Raw genomic sequence first — 16,817 nt, forward strand, 5'->3', positions numbered from 1 at the left:
TGATTATGCCCCCAAAGATGTGACGATCCGCCCTACCAGTGGATCGATACTCCAATTACTATTACCCACTGGATATGCAAGTCGTAACAATTCTGCCCATTTAAAAGTTTGATGGACAATTTCCGCTGATATGTCCTCAACAATTTCGATTAAATCTGCAATTGCAGCTTCTTTGAGGGTAGCTAAAGCGTGTAATATTTGTTTTTGTTGAGGATGAGTATTATCCAATCCCATGAGTATTGCTAATTCATTCAGGTATTCCGAATTAGTTAAAGAATCTGCTAATTTTTGTAAATGCGGTTCCCAGTGTTGGTCTGATTTAGCTTGTTGGTAAAAACGCTGAAGTAGCACTGGCCAATTTCCGGTAATTTCGGTAATCTTTTCGCGGCTTTCTTTATTCGCGGCGGTAAAATTGTCATCTTCTAACCATTGTCGGAGTGCTGCATCATGCCAAGGTTTGAGACTAAAAATACTCACTCCTTGAGACACTAAGGAATCAAGACAATTAAGATTAATTAATTCCCATACTTTTGGGGGATTGGCAACAAAAACAACTCTAGCAAAGGACTTTTTAGATTTTAGTCTCTGAACTTTTTCTAGTGCTATCTTGACCCATTCTTGACTCCAATCACAAGTAGATGACACAAACATAATAGTTGTGCCATCAATCCCCATTTCTCGCTTATCTAAGTTGGCTAAATGTTTAGTAAAATCAGATTCTCCAGCGACATTTTCTATGGGAATCCAGAATTCTTTACCAACTGCGGAAATTAAGAAATCCTGTAATTCATTTAAACCTGCGGCGGGACAACCAAAAATAATTGAGACTCCATTTTCGCGTCTCCGCAATGCTGATTCTTGTTGTACTGTCAAAGGACTGCGCCGAGATAAATCGTGTCGCAAAGCTGAGCGAAAAATTTCCGCATCGTAACCTAAAGCAGGTTCGCGACTTCTGAGAAGTTGTTCTTCAATTTCGGCTTCTGTACCTAACAGCAAAACTACGTTGGGACTTCTCAGCGCAAAGCCGCCTTCATTAGTTTCTCTTAAAACTCCTAAACCCACCATTTCTTCTAGTAAGGCGCGAAATTCATCGGTGGATTTACCTTGAAATCCTTCTGACCACCAAGACAAAACAGCATCCTGAATCCAGGATACAGAAAATCCATCCACCATGCCTTTTGGACTGGTGAGTGATTCATAAGCAATGGAATATGCGATCACTTCATAGCGTTGGTCTAGTTGTAGTGTCCATAGTAAGCGATCGCGGATCGCTTTACGCAGATTATTGCTTTGATAAGTTTCGTCAACTTGCTTATCTGCAATCTCATAGGGCGGTGTATTATTGCGATCGTACTTCTTTAAATGATTATTATTAACATCTCTGAGCAACTCATGACAGTAGAGTTGAATTAAACTCGGATAGTAATTAGTTTGAGACAGAATTCGCGTTACCAAATCGTCTGATAATTCATAGCCAATATTTGCTAAAGGGCGTTTGATTAACTCTCTAGCTTCGCGCCATTCCTTATTTTCTAACAATGGGCCAATGCAAAGTGGCTCTCCATAATGAGCTAGCGGATGGTTTTCTACCCTAGTAGTACGTTGAACATTGTGTAACCCGGCGAATACTACTTTGAAACGGCGATCTGTTTTATCCATCAAACCTTTGAAACGGCTAGTTTGACTAAATTTATTTTGTCCATCAGATTCTAGGAATTTGTCGGCTTCATCAAGTAATAAAAGAATCCGCCGACTTTTATCCTGTTCTAACCAATTTTGCAGATGTCGTAGCAAAGTTTCCGCACCTATATTGGTGGGACTCATCCGGGGTACAACTTCTAATTTTTTAAACTCATCTGCTAATAAGCTCCAAATATCTTCAATTGGTCTGTGGATACCAATACCATCAGCTTTTAAATCGAGAAACAGAGCTATTCTTCTTTCCTGGGGTGCGTGAAATTCCCGTTCTACAGAACGCAATAAAGCAGTTTTTCCTAACTGTCTACCTCCATAAATAAAGCAAGAACCCATAGAATTAATTACGGAGTCTCGCTCTTGTTTCCGTCCGTAAAAAATTTCTGGAGGAACTAAGCCAGCAGTGGTAGCATGAGTTTCTAAAAAAGTAAAAGGTAGAGCGCACTTAAATAATGTCCGCAGTCGTGGTTCTTCTGCACCGCAAATATACAGCATTAATATGTCATCAATCAGCACAAATGTTCGACGGCGTTCTCGACAAAGCCTTGCTAAATCTCTACGTCTGAGTTCTGTCAACCGTCCAAAAAAGAAGACAAAAGCTGGGGAACCATGAGAAGTTTCGCCAACTGCATTGAGAATGTCTTCTGCTGTGGGTCTATCCCAGACACAAAGAATACGATATTGTCCGTGAGCCGCCGATCCATAAGTAGCAACAGGACACAATTCTTTATTACGGATGATTTCTGTTGTGATTTGCAGCCAAGTTCGACCGCCGACACGTTCAATTGTAATTCGCGATGGATTAAATCCTAAGTTAACCAGAATAATCCCCGCATCAGACTCTAAAATTTGTTGGAATTTACCGGCTTTTTTCGCAGAAAACCAAGCATTGAGCATTTTCGCTGCTCTTTCAGTTGCAGAACCAGAAAGTCTGCGGAAATTGATTCCACAAAAATCTTCTCGTCTTTGGACTTTGGAAATCAGAAGATTCGGGCTATTTTCTTCCATGAATTTGTCAATTTCAGTCACTTTGAGGGGGAAGAAATCGCTAAAATCATTTGCAGCTATTTCTACAGGAGGAATTTCATCGCCTCTATCTATCATGTCGATGTATTCATTAGCTGTCAGCACATTTCCCTGGTTTAATAGTTCTTGGATGCGGACATAACTTGGTTGTTCGGAAGTGAGGGAAAGTGCATTTAATCTTTGTCTTACCTGCTCAATTGCTGCTGCTTTCTTTTGCGCGATCGCGGCTTTAATCTCTTCTAACTTTTCATGTTTGATATCAAACCGCAAAACTGTTTCAACTTCTTTCTCAATATTGGCAATTTTGGCGGCATAATCAAATCTATCTGCTTCTTTGAGAATTCCTAAAGCTACTGCTTGTTCAATTTGATTTCTGGTGTCTTTAATATCTCTGACTAAACTATCTCGACATTCCTTTAGAGAATCTTCGCGCATTCGTAACAGTTCTTCCACATCTATATCAGCTTCTGGATAAACGCGCAAATACTCAATTATTCGCTCTGTGGCTTCGTGATTTTTACTTTCACTTTGAACTAAAAAATTTTGCAGCCAGTTAAAATTATTCTGGGCTACTAAATTGAGAATACCTTGAACAAGGGAATTTTCGCCAATTTCCGGTTCCCAATTCACATTTAAAGTGACTGCGGGGATTCTGAGTAAATCCCCATAAATCAGATATTTCGGTTCTGGTTCCACCGTTGCTAAGGGAGTATCGGGAGCGAACAAATCACAAATGTCTCTTACCGCAGCTCGACAAATGGAAATTCCAGTTCTCATGAATACTGATGAATTTCTGGACTCAAAAATATTTAATTCTTGCAACACAGCATTGTGCAAACCGGAAAGTTCTTGTTTGATTTGCTCCGCTAGCTTGGCTTGTCTTTCCGTAGAATTGCTGTTTTGCTCTAAACGTAATTCTTGTAACTCAATCCAACGCCGACAAAAGTCCAGCACTTGATGCACATATCGACAAAGTTTAGGAATATCATCTTTGTCGATGGCTCTTTTTTTATTCGCATCAAGGCTTTCTTTAGTTAAATCAATTTTTCTTTTAATTTCATCTTTTATATATAGTCGTTGAATTTTTTGCTGAATTTCTTGGACATCATTTAAAGTTATATTTCTGATAACAGCAGTATCTTTTTCTCTAATCTGAGACAACAATTCATAAATAAACCCATCTGACTCTAGCCACTTCTTCCAAATTTTTCGAGCTTGGGTTTTCAGTGGGATTGCAGAAGCTTGTGAGTACCAAAAATCAACTTCTTGATTCAGCGCTGCAATTTCTTTGTTCCACTCTTCTTGACTTTTAACTTTTTTAATAGCTTTTGTATTTAACGCTATCCGTTGCGCTCCGTATCTCCCAATAATTTGGCAATATTCATAAAGTTGGTTTAATCCTTCTCCCAATCGCAAAAACAGCAGAATTTGTGAAGCATCAGTATTGGGAGCTAGCAAGGCTGGGCGAAGCGCTGAAGCTGCTAACAATAAACTGATTTCCTGATTCCACTCACTGTTTCCATTAAAGGGGCGATCGCTAAAATTAGCAAAATCATCCCTCAGGATATTTGCTATTTCCCCTATTCCTACTTCATAACGTATCTGACTACCCAAAACTACTGCGCGAATTACCCAAGCAGGAAGTTGGAATTGAATGTGCGGAAATTCGATTTCTAGACAACGTGCTAAATTAAAAGCTAGACTAACCTTGTTTTCATAAATTAATTGCCAAATTAAATCTTGCAGTGCATTCTGACTTGATTCTAAGTTACTATTTAATATAGATGTTGCTATTTCTTGGACATATGTCTGGGGCTGAATTGGAGTTGGTATGGGGATATGATTAACTACTATTTCTTGAGCAGTATCCCTAGGAATTTCAGCAACTTTGGTTACTTCTACTATCTCTAATTCTGCAACAATTGTATCAACATTAGTTGCAGGTGCGATTAATTCAGATTCTAAAATTACTGCTGTGATCGCCTCTGATTTTTCTGCTGAGGAAAATATGAGTTTACCTGTCAAAGCAGCCATAGCAATAGGCATTCCCAACGACTGCGCTACGCCTGTTTGCAAGTCGGCTAGTTGTTGGAAATCTGGAGATTCTCGAACAGAAATTAGTGTTAGCAGTTGAACTAATGGATGTTCCCCAGATACTAATGCTTTGGCTTCTGGATGTAAGCTATTTTCCGGTGAATTCAAAATTAAATTCTCTAAGTCACGAGCTTGGGCTATACATTGTTGTAATGGCGGAAAATCGGAGCGATCGCTGTAGGCAATTCGGGAAATATCTTTTAAAATATCTAAAGCTTGTCGGTTAGTTTTACTAACTGTTTGTTCTGCTTCCGCAACAGATTTTAAAATTGTTTCTAGTTCTTTGAGAGAAATAATATTATTAATATCGGCAGTACTAATATCTAAAGATTGTGCTAATTCCACAACTTGACTACGGAGTTCTGCAAACCGTCGTTGTTCACTGATAATTTGCTCAACCAGCGCAGGTGATGGCGCAATCAAATTGCTTTCTAACTGAAGTTTAGCTTCAGACAGTTGTTCGCCAAGTTGTAAAAAACTCTTGCCTAAAGATTGTAAATTAGTTTGTAATTTGCCTAAATTTTGTTCCATATTTTTAACTGATGAAAAATTAACCAGAGTGGTAGTAAAAACACTCCGTTGTCCCTGAATCAGTACCAGTAGTCAAAACTATATCTCAGTAATTAACCACAACTGCGCGTCAACTTTCCCACTGCTGCTGGTAAAGCTAGACTCCCGCGTTCTTCAGCTAAAGCACGGTAATGTAACGGAAAAGCACTTTTTATATACAGCTGATAAATACAGTCAAGCCTTTGATACGCAGTGACTAGGTCATACATGGGTAGATTCCCATTTACACTTTATGTAAACTTTATAACATATTTGCCGGATTTCCAGAAATAAAGCGGCAATACTGATATCTTGCACCTACACCCTATAAGGGTGAGGCTATACAAACTAAGCCTACCTACGCAGGTTTGACAACGTTTAGCCCGAATTCAATAAACGACTACCCGAATTCAATAAACGACTACCCAAATTCAATAAACGACTACCCGAATTCAATAAACGACTACCCAAATTCAATAAACGACTACCCAAATTCAATAAACGACTACCCAAATTCAATAAACAACTACCCGAATTCAATAAACGACTACCCAAATTCAATAAACGACTACCCCAATTCAATAAACCAGAAGCGATCGCCTTCGTCGTCTGTCCCATGATTAAGTTGACACGTAAGAGGGTAACCATTGGTGTCAACTTAAGCTCAAAGGCTTATCCCACAGGCATTTTACCCCACCCCTCAATCCCCTCCCCGTAAACGGGGAGGGGAGGTTTTGCGTCAGCAAAGCCAGGGTGGGGTAACGCGGATCTTGATGTTAAGTGAGAGAATTCGCTCATCAAGTCTTGGCAAGGGTTTCGCGTTAAGTTGACACGTAAGGGGGTAACCCGCCCCTACGAGTTATACGATAGGTAAGTAGTTAAACATAATTAATTACACAATGTCATTGCGAATGCAGCGAAGCGAAATGTAGACGCGAAGCGGCTTCCCGAAGGGTAGCAATCCCAACCCCTGTGATTGCTTCGCTTCTCTTCTCCTGACGGAGACGCTACGCGAACGAGACGCGAACGCGCTAAGCGAAGCTATGCCGAAGGCTTTACGCTCGCAATGACTGTAATTAATTTTGCGTGGTTACTTAATTTAATGATTGCATTAAGTGACAATGGGTAGACGCAAAGCGTAGTAGACATGTCATCCCGCGAGCCATTGCATTGCGCGATCGCGTATCTCTTCGTCTCAAGGAATATATAAGATATGGAGTATTGACTGTTAATTCTAAATTTGCTAAACTATAATCGATAAGGAAGAACTATGCTAAACATGTTTATACTGAAACTAAAAACCGCCTGCCATTAAGCAAGCGGTTTTTATAATGCTGTAGCAACTTGATAGTGATTAAACAAGTTTCAAATCGGGATACTCAGCCAATAAATCATCAGAAGTGAGAGTATCACCTTCAGCTTGAGGAGTCCAAAGCACCTCGAACGCGAGAAGTTGCTCGCTAGGAATACCACCAATTTGACGCAAAGCTTGGCGCAAATCATCAGGGCTGTTCAGCGCCGGCATTGCATACTTGCCTAGAGTCGCTACCAGCAAGGTAACGATAATGTATTCACCAGGGCCAGAGGTAATTAAATCCGTGGGATTTTCTGGATTTTGAGTACCTGGTAGAGCTTCTTTCGCCAGTGCGGCTCTCAGTTGGTTGTTAACGTTAGATAAAGTTTCTTCGCTAAACTTGCTACGTTCTGCTATTGAGAGACGGTTGAATTGAGCCTCAGCAGAATTCAATTTAGCTTGCTGAGTACCACCACCGACATATACCCAATATTCTGGATGGCGCAACAAAGCTAGGCTGGTTTCTTGAAGAATTTCTGCTCTTCCCTCTGGGGAGTTAGTATCAGCAGTTTCGGCAATGCGATCGAGTTCGGGTTGTAAATCACGGGCTTGAGCTAATAAACCCACTTGTAAACGAGTTACAGACACAGCGGGGTTGCTGCTATATCCTGCTTCAGTTGGAGTATCACCACTGGTAACGCGGCGGAAGGTTTGGAGTAAGAAATTAGCGATCGCAATAAAAATTAAGATGGTAAACAAACCGCCAAATCCTCCACCAATTCCCCAGAAAGGAATTAGGAAAGGAAATCCAAAACCACCGCCACCACCATAGGAAGGATAGTATCCACCACCACCAGGAGGTGCGTAGGTGCGAGGTGTGTAGGTGCGGCTAGAAGGCACTCTAAAGGAACCACCGCCGATTCTACCACCACTACGGGCAGCTAATGCTCCATCTGCGTGACCAAGTGCCAAAGTTAACACTAGGCTGAGGACAAAGAAAGTTTTTAACAGCGGTTTGATGGCTAGTTTTAGTTTTTTATGCATAATACAGTCGCTTGAAAAACGGTTTTGGTGATGATTTCTCCCAACGCTGCGTTTGAGAGTTATGCTTGGTCACTAACGCGGCTACCGTAGCAAGCAAGCGAGTTGTTGATTGGCAGTAGCTCTCTATAACATCAGTCTTCGTCGGCTACATATTCAATGTACCGCGCCTGATCTGGCCTATGCAGCAAGCTTAGGGGGGATTTCTTGCGTAGATAACCGTACCTCAAAATTTTTCGCGATCGCGGGAATTTTGGAATCAATTAACATTTGTGTCAATAGTCAATAGTCCACAGTCCATAGTCAAAACCACTGACCACTGACCATTGACTAATGACCATTTTGGCATTTTGGCAGAATTTTGAGTTTTTTCAGGATAGTCTATTGATAGAAAGTAGATTTAGCAATCACCACATTAGTCTATGAGCGATTGATTTAGCTGGCAGTACTGAATTTTAATGCTTGTTAATCAGGTAGACGAATTTTATGTGGTGAAAATTTGCCCAGAAAAATAAATTAACAATATTTAACCCAAAATTTGGCCAAATACTGTTTTCAAATCCGGCTGAAATTTTTATACTCCAATCGCTAAAACAAGGATTGAGAATTATGTTGCTACAGCCTATGTGTTACAAAATGATAATTCTTGGTATAAATCCGCTGGAAATTACTGAAATAAATACTGATACTCAAACCCAAGGCTAAAAAAATTCTGTAAATTCCAGGATTTAAGAGCTTAGCTGTTGGCGAAGATGACAAAACAGTAGAAAATTATATACAGTTCTGATAAATTCCCAATGGAAATTACAGAAAGTAATTTTTGGTCAAAATCTAGTTTAAGTGGCTCTCTGTAGCAGCTGCGCAGACTACTGGTCTCTACAGAGAGGGGTAGCCTTGTAGGAACTTCCCCTCAATAGCGAAGTTACTGCTTTTCTCTGACAAATTTTGGAGAGTAAGATATGCCTAAAGTCAATAAATCATCTATTTTGTTGCATCTTTAGTTCACTATCAATTCCAGAACGGCAGAAAATTGAGATGAATTTCTTAACCAAAATTAATCATCTCAACAATTAAAAATTATCGGCAGTATAGTTAGAAAATATATTATGGAACATATTTCACAACTTGCAGCAAATGTTAGAGACAAAACTGCGTTTCCCGACATTCTCGTAATATCTCGCAGTTTTCTGCCAAAAGAGGCTGTAATTAGCGAATATATTTATAATCGTTGTCTCCAAGATCCAGAACGGGTAATTGTTCTAGCTGCTAGTTGCTCAGGCGACAAAGTATTTGACCAAGCTCAAAAATTTCCGATATATCGCTGGCCAATTCCGAGAAATTGGAATTTTCTGCATCCTTTTATTAATCTTATATATTCATTTGTACTAGCAATTAAATTATATTTTCGCTATCATTATCGTTATATTGAATGGGGACACGGCTACGAATTTCCATCAGTTTTACTTTTAAGTTATTTACTCCCTATTCGTTTTTTTATCTATCTTCACGGTAATGATATTATTTGTGGGTTACGCAATCCCTTATGGCGATCGCTATTTAAATTGACACTGAAACGTGCTGAAGGAATTGTTTGTAACAGTTCCTTTACAAAAGATTACCTCAGCGCCAGATTGCGATTAAATACCCCTACTCACGTCATTAATCCGACGATCAGAGCGGAAAAATTTAGTCAAGTTCCGAATCCAGATAATTTGAGTGATTTACGTGCAAATGTGCGGGAAATATACAACATTCCGGAGACAGCAGTAGTGATTCTCTCAGTGGGAGAGCTGACCAAGCTTAAAAGCTTTAACCGCGTGATTGATAACTTACCCCTCCTGCTGACTGTTGGGGTGGATGTACACTATATAATCTGTGGTCAAGGCCCTTGTGAATCAGAACTTAAATCTCTCGCCCATCGCTTAAGGGTAGACCAAAGAGTACATTTTGCTGGATATGTAAGCGATCGCGAATTAGCCGGTTATTATGCAGCCTGCGACATATTTGCCATGCTGAATCGATTGGATACAAAAGCTAAGAGTATAGAAGGTTTTGGTACTGTTTACCTAGAAGCGAGTTACTTTGGCAAACCTGTGATCGCCTCTCGTTTAGGTAGCGTCATTGATGCCATTCAACACGAAGAGAACGGTATACTAGTTAACCCTAATTCTGGCTCTGAAGTTTTTCAAGCCTTCAATCGCTTGTGTAAAGACCAAGCGCTAAGGGAAAAACTCGGTCGTAAAGGTAAAGAATTAGCCAAACGCAAAACCTTTCACCGTTCTTTATACAGAGCGGAGTAGGGGATGAGAGGGACAAGGAGGACAAATGACGGTTGACGGTTGACGGTTGACTGTTGACGGTTGACTGTTCAGCCTCCACCGACAATTGTGACAACTTCTAAGCGATCGCCTTGTTGTACTTTTGTTTCAGTCCAAAACTGGCGGTGTAAAATCTCACCGTTATACTCTACTGCTACCAAACGCGGATTGAAGCCTAGTTGTTGGAGTAATTCAGGTAAAGGCGTTTGGGATGAACATCTGTGGTTTTCCCCATTTACTTGCAGGGTAATTTCATTAGACATCAGCTTTCACAAATTGATTAAAAGCAATTGGAAGGTTGAGAAAATTCTGAGCAGCAAAGGCTACTACTCAGAAGTTGGGAAATTGTGAATTTTGACCCTTAGCGTAGTCGTACCCTACGGGAAGCAAGCTACGCTTAGCGTCCGCACCAGAAGGGTCAAGACTCTGGTTGAATGCGATGCAATTGGGAAAGCAAATATTGTGCCACGAGGGTGGGTTGTTCTGCTTGCATGAGCGATCGCACTACGGCTACACGTTCTGCACCTGCATCAATTACATCATTGATATTATTTGCATCTATTCCCCCAATCGCAAACCAGGGAATACGGCAATTTTGGGCAGCATAACTGACATATTCTAAGCCAGCCGCCGCTTTACCTGCTTTTGTTGGCGTTTCATACACTGGCCCCACACCAATATAATCAGCACCTTCCGCTATTGCCCCTTGCATTTCTTCAAAATTTGTGGTAGAACGACCAATGATACGCTGAGAACCGAGTAATTGTCTGGCAATATCAATAGGCATATCTTGCTGTCCCAGATGTACCCCATCTGCATCTACTGCTAAAGCCAAATCTATCCGGTCATTGATAATAAACAGAGCGCCGTAGAGGTGACATAGCTGTCGCAGTTTTCTAGCTTGTTCTATACGAATAGTATCATCAGCCGTTTTGTCACGGTATTGTAACAAAGTCAATCCACCTTTGAGGGCAGCTTCCACCGTTGTCAATAAATTTTCTGACGGTGAGGTAACCAGATACAGACGCGATCGCCACAGTAGTTGATGGCGTTGATAACCCAATAAATTGCTTTCTAGGGTATACACTTGATACCGCATCTGCTTAAATGCTTTACCCATGTGGGGATGATGAAGTTTGCCGTATTCTTCCAGCACCCGCAGTGCTTCTTGCACACGACAAAAGTTAGCTTGCAATAAAGCTTTGATGCTAGTGCGTTGTTCCTCTTGGGGATGGGTTAACTCTGTTCCTGCGTCACCTGGGGTATCTCGCGCCGCCCTGAGTTCCGCCGTATGCCAATGAGCTATATCTTGCCGCAGACGCTTGCATTCGCCAGTAAACTGTGCATTATTTAACCCAAAGCGACACCATTCCTCAATAATTCGCAAACCCTCACGAGCGCGATCTAAATTAGCATCTAAAATGCGGTAAACAACTTGCTGCGTCTGCTGCGTTTGGCTGTATGGCTCGACCATTTCAACAACCCCATTCCTGCTGTCATCAAAAGATGGAAAATCAACTATTCTAGTAATTGTCATTTATAAAATTGTTATTTTTACTAGAAATTTACTATGCACTCAAAAACATAAGAGTAGCAAGGATTCTATCAAATTAGCAGAAAGAAGTGTCGGTTCAGATAAAAGTAGTTTAAGATTACACTTCACCACGGGCATTAGCCAGAAATTCTCGAGCAAGCCACAAGCCGCTCAACAACTAGGGCGAAGTGACAGGTTAGCAAATCAGCAATGGGCAAATCAAATAGCAGCAACGATACAAGCTGATATTGATCATGCAGATGGGAGTTACTTTGTCCCAAGGGACATCCCATTTTTTAAATACCCAATAAATTTGTAGTGCGAGCGAGACGCTCGCTAATGTTAAAAAGCGAGCGTCTCGCTCGCACTACCAAATATGAGTAATTTATTTTTTGTAAGTCCCCAACACTAGCTAAATATATAGCAGGACTTACGCAAGCAAAATTTGTCATTGCGACCGGAACGTATTGTAGGGAAGCAATCCCAGAATTTTAGGCGATTACTTCGCTTTGCTCGTAATGACGTAATTCCGTGACTTTTGCGTAAGTCATATATAGAAATCAAGCAATTAACCACAATTATCCAGTAAAAAAATCCTCAACAACTACCTAAACCACATCTATTTTGAGAACTATAGTTTTAAAAGTAGTGGGAGCATCTTGCTCCCTACTCTTCGTAGCGGGCTTTCCGTCCAGCACTACTCCAGGTTTCAAAATGGACGAGGTTTAATTTGGGTAAATTAGGGGCTGACAAATACAAAAACATCTCAATCATCAATTTACCAATCGTATAACTCGTAGTTTTGGGATAACCTCGCCCCTAGAATTTGGGATAATTTATTTTTTGCTATTCCCTTATGGCATAAGCTTTTTGCTGATAAATTGTCAACAAAGCAGCTCCAAAAAACTACCGGGAAAAAAAATTCATGGTTTACCTGTAGGAGTTTCTAAAGCCACTCAAGACTATGAACCTAATCATGATGATGTGATAAAAATTTGGCAATTATTTTGAATCAAAGTAGTTGAATTGCCTAGCAAACTGGTAAAATCACCATATTCCCGATAGGAATATGCAGTTTTTCTCTTGCCTTTTACCAGGAATACCTGCCATTATCTTATATACCATGTGTGTATACGGTATTTCTATAGAATAACCGTAGATATTTATAGAGGAGAATCGAGAATGAGTCTGTGGAAAAGCCAGCTGAAGCGATGTCTACGACGGGCTAAGCCTACGCAACTGAGTATTGAACGAATTATCACTACCTTTAGGTTCAATTCGCTCAAAGGCTTTGTATCAATGTTTTTGGTAGGGACATTATTGAGTGTAGCCCTGGCTGCTTGCTCTGGTGGCAATAGTGGTAATTCTGCCAGTGAAACCCCAGCAGCTAGTCCCGTCGCTGCTAACAAACAAAATGTAGAATTAACTCTTGTTTCCTTCGCTGTCACCAAAGCCGCTCACGAAGCTATTATTCCTAAATTTGTCGAAAAATGGAAGCAAGAACATAACCAAACTGTTACCTTCAAACAAAGCTATGGCGGATCTGGTTCTCAAACTCGTGCTGTGATTGATGGTTTAGAAGCAGACATTGTTCACTTAGCACTGGCTGGAGATACAGCAAAAATTCAAAAAGCCGGATTGATTGAGGCGGGATGGGAGAAGGAAGTCCCTAATAATGGGATTGTTTCTAAATCTGTAGGCGCAATCATTACTCGCGCAGGTAACCCTAAAGGTATCAAAACTTGGGCAGATTTAGGTAAAGATGGTGTCAAAGTCATTACCGCAGATCCCAAAACTTCTGGTGTTGCTAAGTGGAATTTTCTGGCATTGTGGAACTCTGTAATTAAAACTGGTGGCGATGAAGCGAAAGCAACTGAATTTGTCGGCAAAGTTTACAAAAACGTGCCGATTTTAGCTAAAGATGCTCGTGAAGCTACTGATACTTTTGCCAAGCAAGGTCAAGGTGATGCTTTGATTAACTATGAAAATGAAGTGATCTTGGCACAGCAAAAAGGTGAGAAAGTTGATTATGTCGTTCCTGATGTGAATATATCCATTGATAATCCAATTGCTGTAGTTGATAAAAACGTTGATAAACACGGTACTCGTGAGGTAGCAGAAGGCTTTGTTAAATTCCTCTATACTCCAGAAGCACAACAAGAATTTGTCAAATTGGGATTCCGACCTGTAGACGAAAGCGTTGCTCAAACTAAAGAAGTTACAGATAAATTCCCCAAGGTGAAGACTTTGGGTACAGTCCAAGACTTTGGCGGTTGGGCGGAAATTGATCAGAAATTCTTCGCTGAAGGCGGGGTTTTCGATAAAATTCAAGCTGCAAAGAAATAGGTAATTAGTCATTTGTCATTGGTCATTTGTCATTGGTCAAATGACAACTGACCACTGACCACTGACAACTGACAACTGACAACTGACAACTGACTCTTGACTATGACTCTATCTCCTTCTGTAGAAGCTGACAGTAAAACTCCCGCCTGGAAAGGATTCCTGCAACAGTTGGGTCGGATTCCCTGGACTTGGCGCATTACTTTGGTATACCTGACAGTTATGTTGTTCGTCCCGATCGCGGCGATGTTTCTCAAAGCCAGTACGGAACCGCCAGCCAAATTTTGGGCGATCGCTACTAGTGATATCGCATTAGCAACATATAATGTCACTTTTGTTACTTCAATCTCGGCGGCGTTGCTCAATGGGGTATTTGGTACTCTGATTGCTTGGGTATTGGTGCGCTATGACTTCCCCTTAAAACGCATCATTGATGCCACCGTAGATTTACCTTTTGCCTTGCCTACATCGGTAGCAGGTTTAACACTGGCGACAGTGTACAGTAATAATGGTTGGATTGGTTCACTGTTAGCACCGCTAGGAATTAAGGTATCTTTCACTCGTTTGGGTGTATGGGTAGCAATGATTTTCATCTCGCTCCCGTTTATTGTGCGGACAGTGCAACCTGTACTACAAGAAATGGAACACGAAACAGAAGAAGCCGCCTGGTCTTTAGGTGCTTCCCAATGGCAGACTTTTTGGAAAGTTATATTACCACCTTTATTTCCGACAATTCTGACTGGTATGGCCTTGGGTTTCTCCCGTGCAGTTGGGGAGTATGGTTCTACTGTCATTATCTCTTCTAATACGCCCTACCAAGATTTAATTGCACCTGTATTGATTTTTCAACGGCTAGAACAGTATGACTATTCTGGTGCAACTGTAATTGGCGTAGTGTTATTGGGAATTTCCTTAGTGTTGCTTTTAGCAATTAATTTCTTACAAGCGTGGTCAAGAAGATATGACAGTAAATGAGCCAAGTCTTCATTCATCTAAGTCTGATAAAGCTATAGTTAGACCCAACAAACAGACTAACAGTTGGGTTCCGGCACTTTTGATTGGGATTGCGATCGCTTATTTAGCTCTGGTTCAATATATCCCAGCACTCAATGTTTTTATCCAAGCTTTTGGTAAAGGGGTTGGGCCTTTCTTAGCCAACTTATCTAAACCAGCCTTTCTCCATGCAGCTTGGCTCACACTATTACTAGCGCTGATATCTGTTCCCATCAATGCAGTTTTTGGACTTTGTGCAGCTTGGGCGATCGCGCGTCATAATTTCCCTGGTAAAGCTATAGTCTTAAGTATTATTGACCTCCCTTTTTCTATCTCGCCAGTAGTCGCCGGATTAATGATTGTCCTCCTCTATGGGCGAAATGGTTGGTTTGGCCCTTGGCTACAAGCACATGATATCCAAATTATTTTCGCTTTTCCTGGAATGATACTGGCTACAGCATTTGTCAGTATGCCCTTTGTCGCCAGAGAAGTGATTCCCGTCTTAGAAGAATTTGGCAAGGATCAAGAAGAAGCAGCAAGAATACTCGGCGCAAATGAGTGGCAAACCTTCTGGCGTGTTACCCTACCCAGTATTCGCTGGGGCTTACTCTACGGCTTAATTTTAACCAATGCCAGAGCAATGGGTGAATTTGGCGCAGTTTCAGTTGTATCTGGGAATATTGCTGATAAAACCCAGAGTCTACCACTGTTTGTTGAAGATGCTTATAAACAGTATGAAACTGAAGCCGCCTTTTCTGCTGCTGTACTGTTAGCACTCCTAGCAGTAGTTACTTTGGTGTTGAAGGAGATTTTAGAACGCAAAACCCGCATTAAGGATGTAGATTGAGTTGCGACTGTTGACTGTTGACTGTTGTACGGGCGGGTTTAACCGACATATCTGTTTTCTGTTTAAAGACCTCACAGAACCCGCCCCTACAGACTGTTGACAAATGACAAATAACAAATGACCAATGACTAATAAACGAATCAGGTTAAAAATTCCTAAGGACTATCACCAAGAACCTGTAATTTCTCGCTTAGTTTCTGACTATGGTCTGATTGTGAATATTACTGCGGCTATTTTGGGAGCTAATGCTATTGGTGATGGTTGGTTTGACTTAGAATTGCAAGGAACAGATGCACAAATTCAAAGCGCATTAAACTATCTCCAGGATTTATCTTTGCAAATCTGGGATGAGACAAACCCAGGTAATTGGTAAGGTTATTTTGGTATAGCAATCCTATATAATTTGTGAAAATTCGCTGCTTCCAGCTCCCCGACTTCTTGAAGAAGTCGGGGAGCTAACTTTTCATGAATGAATGATTTAGAACTGCTTAATTCATAACGTAAAAGCAGAGAATTTCTGTAACTTTGCCGTTATCAACCATAAAATTTAACCCTGCGGGGCTGGGGGTTTCAATTGAGTAATTTAAACGAGTAAGATTTTCTTCTTTGTTAACATCTGTGTTTCCATAGGTTTTCATTACTGTTGAGAGAATGTCACCTACTTTAACGCCATCTAAGGTGGCATATTGAGCAGCGGTTGCTTTTATTTGATAAACAGTAAAGTTATTTCCTTGAGCATTTTCAGCTAAATCAACTGTAATACCTGCATATTTAAGAGTACGAACTTTACCAATAGCTGGCATAAATTGATTTTCTACGTTTACAGGGTTACCTAAAATATTTATCACTTGTGCCTCAGGCATATCAAGTTTTATGCCACCTATTCCTAGACGTTCGATAGTTATTGCTGTTGATTGATTATGATTCTGAACAATTGGAGAATTGGTAGGATTGGTAGGAGTAGGATTGGTAGGATTGCTAGGATTGGTAGGATTGTTAGCATTTACAGAACTTTGGGTGCAGCTGGTTAAGGGGATAACCAAAGTAGCGATCGCCAGGGAAATTGCTCTTAACATAAATTAA

12 protein-coding genes are annotated in these 16,817 nt (G+C 40.7%); 5 read left to right on the forward strand and 7 right to left on the reverse strand.

The window, feature by feature from the left end:
- Positions 1-3: 3 nt before the first annotated feature.
- From AACU32_RS21470 to AACU32_RS21485, 4 genes are all read right to left on the reverse strand, one after another.
- Positions 4-5,346 (reverse strand): AAA family ATPase, encoded by a 5,343-nt coding sequence (locus tag AACU32_RS21470; protein ID WP_096603085.1) that lies wholly within the window; start codon positions 5,344-5,346, stop codon positions 4-6.
- 92 nt (positions 5,347-5,438) lie between these two features.
- Positions 5,439-5,594 carry a hypothetical protein gene (locus AACU32_RS21475; protein ID WP_339378150.1) on the reverse strand — a complete coding sequence of 52 codons (156 nt, stop codon included), beginning with the start codon at positions 5,592-5,594 and terminating at the stop codon, positions 5,439-5,441.
- A gap of 148 nt (positions 5,595-5,742) precedes the next feature.
- Positions 5,743-6,012: a pseudouridine synthase gene (locus AACU32_RS21480; protein ID WP_096603087.1), complete on the reverse strand. Its 270-nt coding sequence runs from the start codon at positions 6,010-6,012 to the stop codon at positions 5,743-5,745.
- A gap of 706 nt (positions 6,013-6,718) precedes the next feature.
- Positions 6,719-7,702 carry a DUF1517 domain-containing protein gene (locus tag AACU32_RS21485; protein WP_096603089.1) on the reverse strand — a complete coding sequence of 328 codons (984 nt, stop codon included), beginning with the start codon at positions 7,700-7,702 and terminating at the stop codon, positions 6,719-6,721.
- A 1,103-nt stretch (positions 7,703-8,805) separates the two neighbouring features.
- On the opposite strand from AACU32_RS21485, the gene AACU32_RS21490 reads away from it, so the two are divergent.
- Positions 8,806-9,999 carry a glycosyltransferase family 4 protein gene (locus AACU32_RS21490; protein WP_096603090.1) on the forward strand — a complete coding sequence of 398 codons (1,194 nt, stop codon included), beginning with the start codon at positions 8,806-8,808 and terminating at the stop codon, positions 9,997-9,999.
- 68 nt (positions 10,000-10,067) lie between these two features.
- Here the strand turns inward: AACU32_RS21490 and thiS are convergent, their stop codons facing one another.
- Both thiS and AACU32_RS21500 read right to left on the reverse strand, forming a co-directional pair.
- Positions 10,068-10,280 carry a sulfur carrier protein ThiS gene (thiS, locus tag AACU32_RS21495; protein ID WP_096603092.1) on the reverse strand — a complete coding sequence of 71 codons (213 nt, stop codon included), beginning with the start codon at positions 10,278-10,280 and terminating at the stop codon, positions 10,068-10,070.
- A 155-nt stretch (positions 10,281-10,435) separates the two neighbouring features.
- The gene (locus tag AACU32_RS21500; protein ID WP_339378701.1) at positions 10,436-11,491 is read right to left on the reverse strand and encodes a thiamine phosphate synthase; all 1,056 of its coding nucleotides are present in this window, start codon (positions 11,489-11,491) and stop codon (positions 10,436-10,438) included.
- A 1,242-nt stretch (positions 11,492-12,733) separates the two neighbouring features.
- On the opposite strand from AACU32_RS21500, the gene AACU32_RS21505 reads away from it, so the two are divergent.
- The 4 genes from AACU32_RS21505 (at position 12,734) to AACU32_RS21520 (ending at position 16,107) form a co-directional block, all read left to right on the forward strand.
- The gene (locus tag AACU32_RS21505) at positions 12,734-13,897 is read left to right on the forward strand and encodes a sulfate ABC transporter substrate-binding protein (RefSeq protein WP_096603096.1); all 1,164 of its coding nucleotides are present in this window, start codon (positions 12,734-12,736) and stop codon (positions 13,895-13,897) included.
- A 102-nt stretch (positions 13,898-13,999) separates the two neighbouring features.
- Positions 14,000-14,869: a sulfate ABC transporter permease subunit CysT gene (cysT, locus tag AACU32_RS21510; RefSeq protein WP_096603098.1), complete on the forward strand. Its 870-nt coding sequence runs from the start codon at positions 14,000-14,002 to the stop codon at positions 14,867-14,869.
- Positions 14,856-15,734 carry a sulfate ABC transporter permease subunit CysW gene (gene cysW, locus AACU32_RS21515; protein WP_339378151.1) on the forward strand — a complete coding sequence of 293 codons (879 nt, stop codon included), beginning with the start codon at positions 14,856-14,858 and terminating at the stop codon, positions 15,732-15,734. The genes cysT and cysW overlap by 14 nt, the downstream gene beginning before the upstream one ends.
- Before the next feature lie 124 nt (positions 15,735-15,858).
- On the forward strand, positions 15,859-16,107 hold the full coding sequence (locus AACU32_RS21520; protein WP_096603100.1) for an NIL domain-containing protein: 249 nt from the start codon (positions 15,859-15,861) through the stop codon (positions 16,105-16,107).
- A 115-nt stretch (positions 16,108-16,222) separates the two neighbouring features.
- Here AACU32_RS21520 and AACU32_RS21525 read toward each other — a convergent pair whose 3' ends face one another.
- Positions 16,223-16,810 (reverse strand): hypothetical protein, encoded by a 588-nt coding sequence (locus tag AACU32_RS21525; protein WP_096603102.1) that lies wholly within the window; start codon positions 16,808-16,810, stop codon positions 16,223-16,225.
- Between the last annotated feature and the right edge of the window lie 7 nt (positions 16,811-16,817).

The organism is Calothrix sp. NIES-2100 (assembly GCF_963875285.1).
Lineage (GTDB): Bacteria > Cyanobacteriota > Cyanobacteriia > Cyanobacteriales > Nostocaceae > Aulosira.

What these genes read in the sequence shown, in the direction of transcription:
- AACU32_RS21470 (WP_096603085.1), bottom strand. Translation starts at nt 5,346, where the DNA reads ATGGAACAAAATTTAGGCAAATTACAAACTAATTTACAATCTTTAGGC.
- AACU32_RS21475 (WP_339378150.1), bottom strand. Translation starts at nt 5,594, where the DNA reads ATGTATGACCTAGTCACTGCGTATCAAAGGCTTGACTGTATTTATCAG.
- AACU32_RS21480 (WP_096603087.1), bottom strand. Translation starts at nt 6,012, where the DNA reads ATGGTTACCCTCTTACGTGTCAACTTAATCATGGGACAGACGACGAAG.
- AACU32_RS21485 (WP_096603089.1), bottom strand. Translation starts at nt 7,702, where the DNA reads ATGCATAAAAAACTAAAACTAGCCATCAAACCGCTGTTAAAAACTTTC.
- AACU32_RS21490 (WP_096603090.1), top strand. Translation starts at nt 8,806, where the DNA reads ATGGAACATATTTCACAACTTGCAGCAAATGTTAGAGACAAAACTGCG.
- thiS (WP_096603092.1), bottom strand. Translation starts at nt 10,280, where the DNA reads ATGTCTAATGAAATTACCCTGCAAGTAAATGGGGAAAACCACAGATGT.
- AACU32_RS21500 (WP_339378701.1), bottom strand. Translation starts at nt 11,491, where the DNA reads ATGGTCGAGCCATACAGCCAAACGCAGCAGACGCAGCAAGTTGTTTAC.
- AACU32_RS21505 (WP_096603096.1), top strand. Translation starts at nt 12,734, where the DNA reads ATGAGTCTGTGGAAAAGCCAGCTGAAGCGATGTCTACGACGGGCTAAG.
- cysT (WP_096603098.1), top strand. Translation starts at nt 14,000, where the DNA reads ATGACTCTATCTCCTTCTGTAGAAGCTGACAGTAAAACTCCCGCCTGG.
- cysW (WP_339378151.1), top strand. Translation starts at nt 14,856, where the DNA reads ATGACAGTAAATGAGCCAAGTCTTCATTCATCTAAGTCTGATAAAGCT.
- AACU32_RS21520 (WP_096603100.1), top strand. Translation starts at nt 15,859, where the DNA reads ATGACTAATAAACGAATCAGGTTAAAAATTCCTAAGGACTATCACCAA.
- AACU32_RS21525 (WP_096603102.1), bottom strand. Translation starts at nt 16,810, where the DNA reads ATGTTAAGAGCAATTTCCCTGGCGATCGCTACTTTGGTTATCCCCTTA.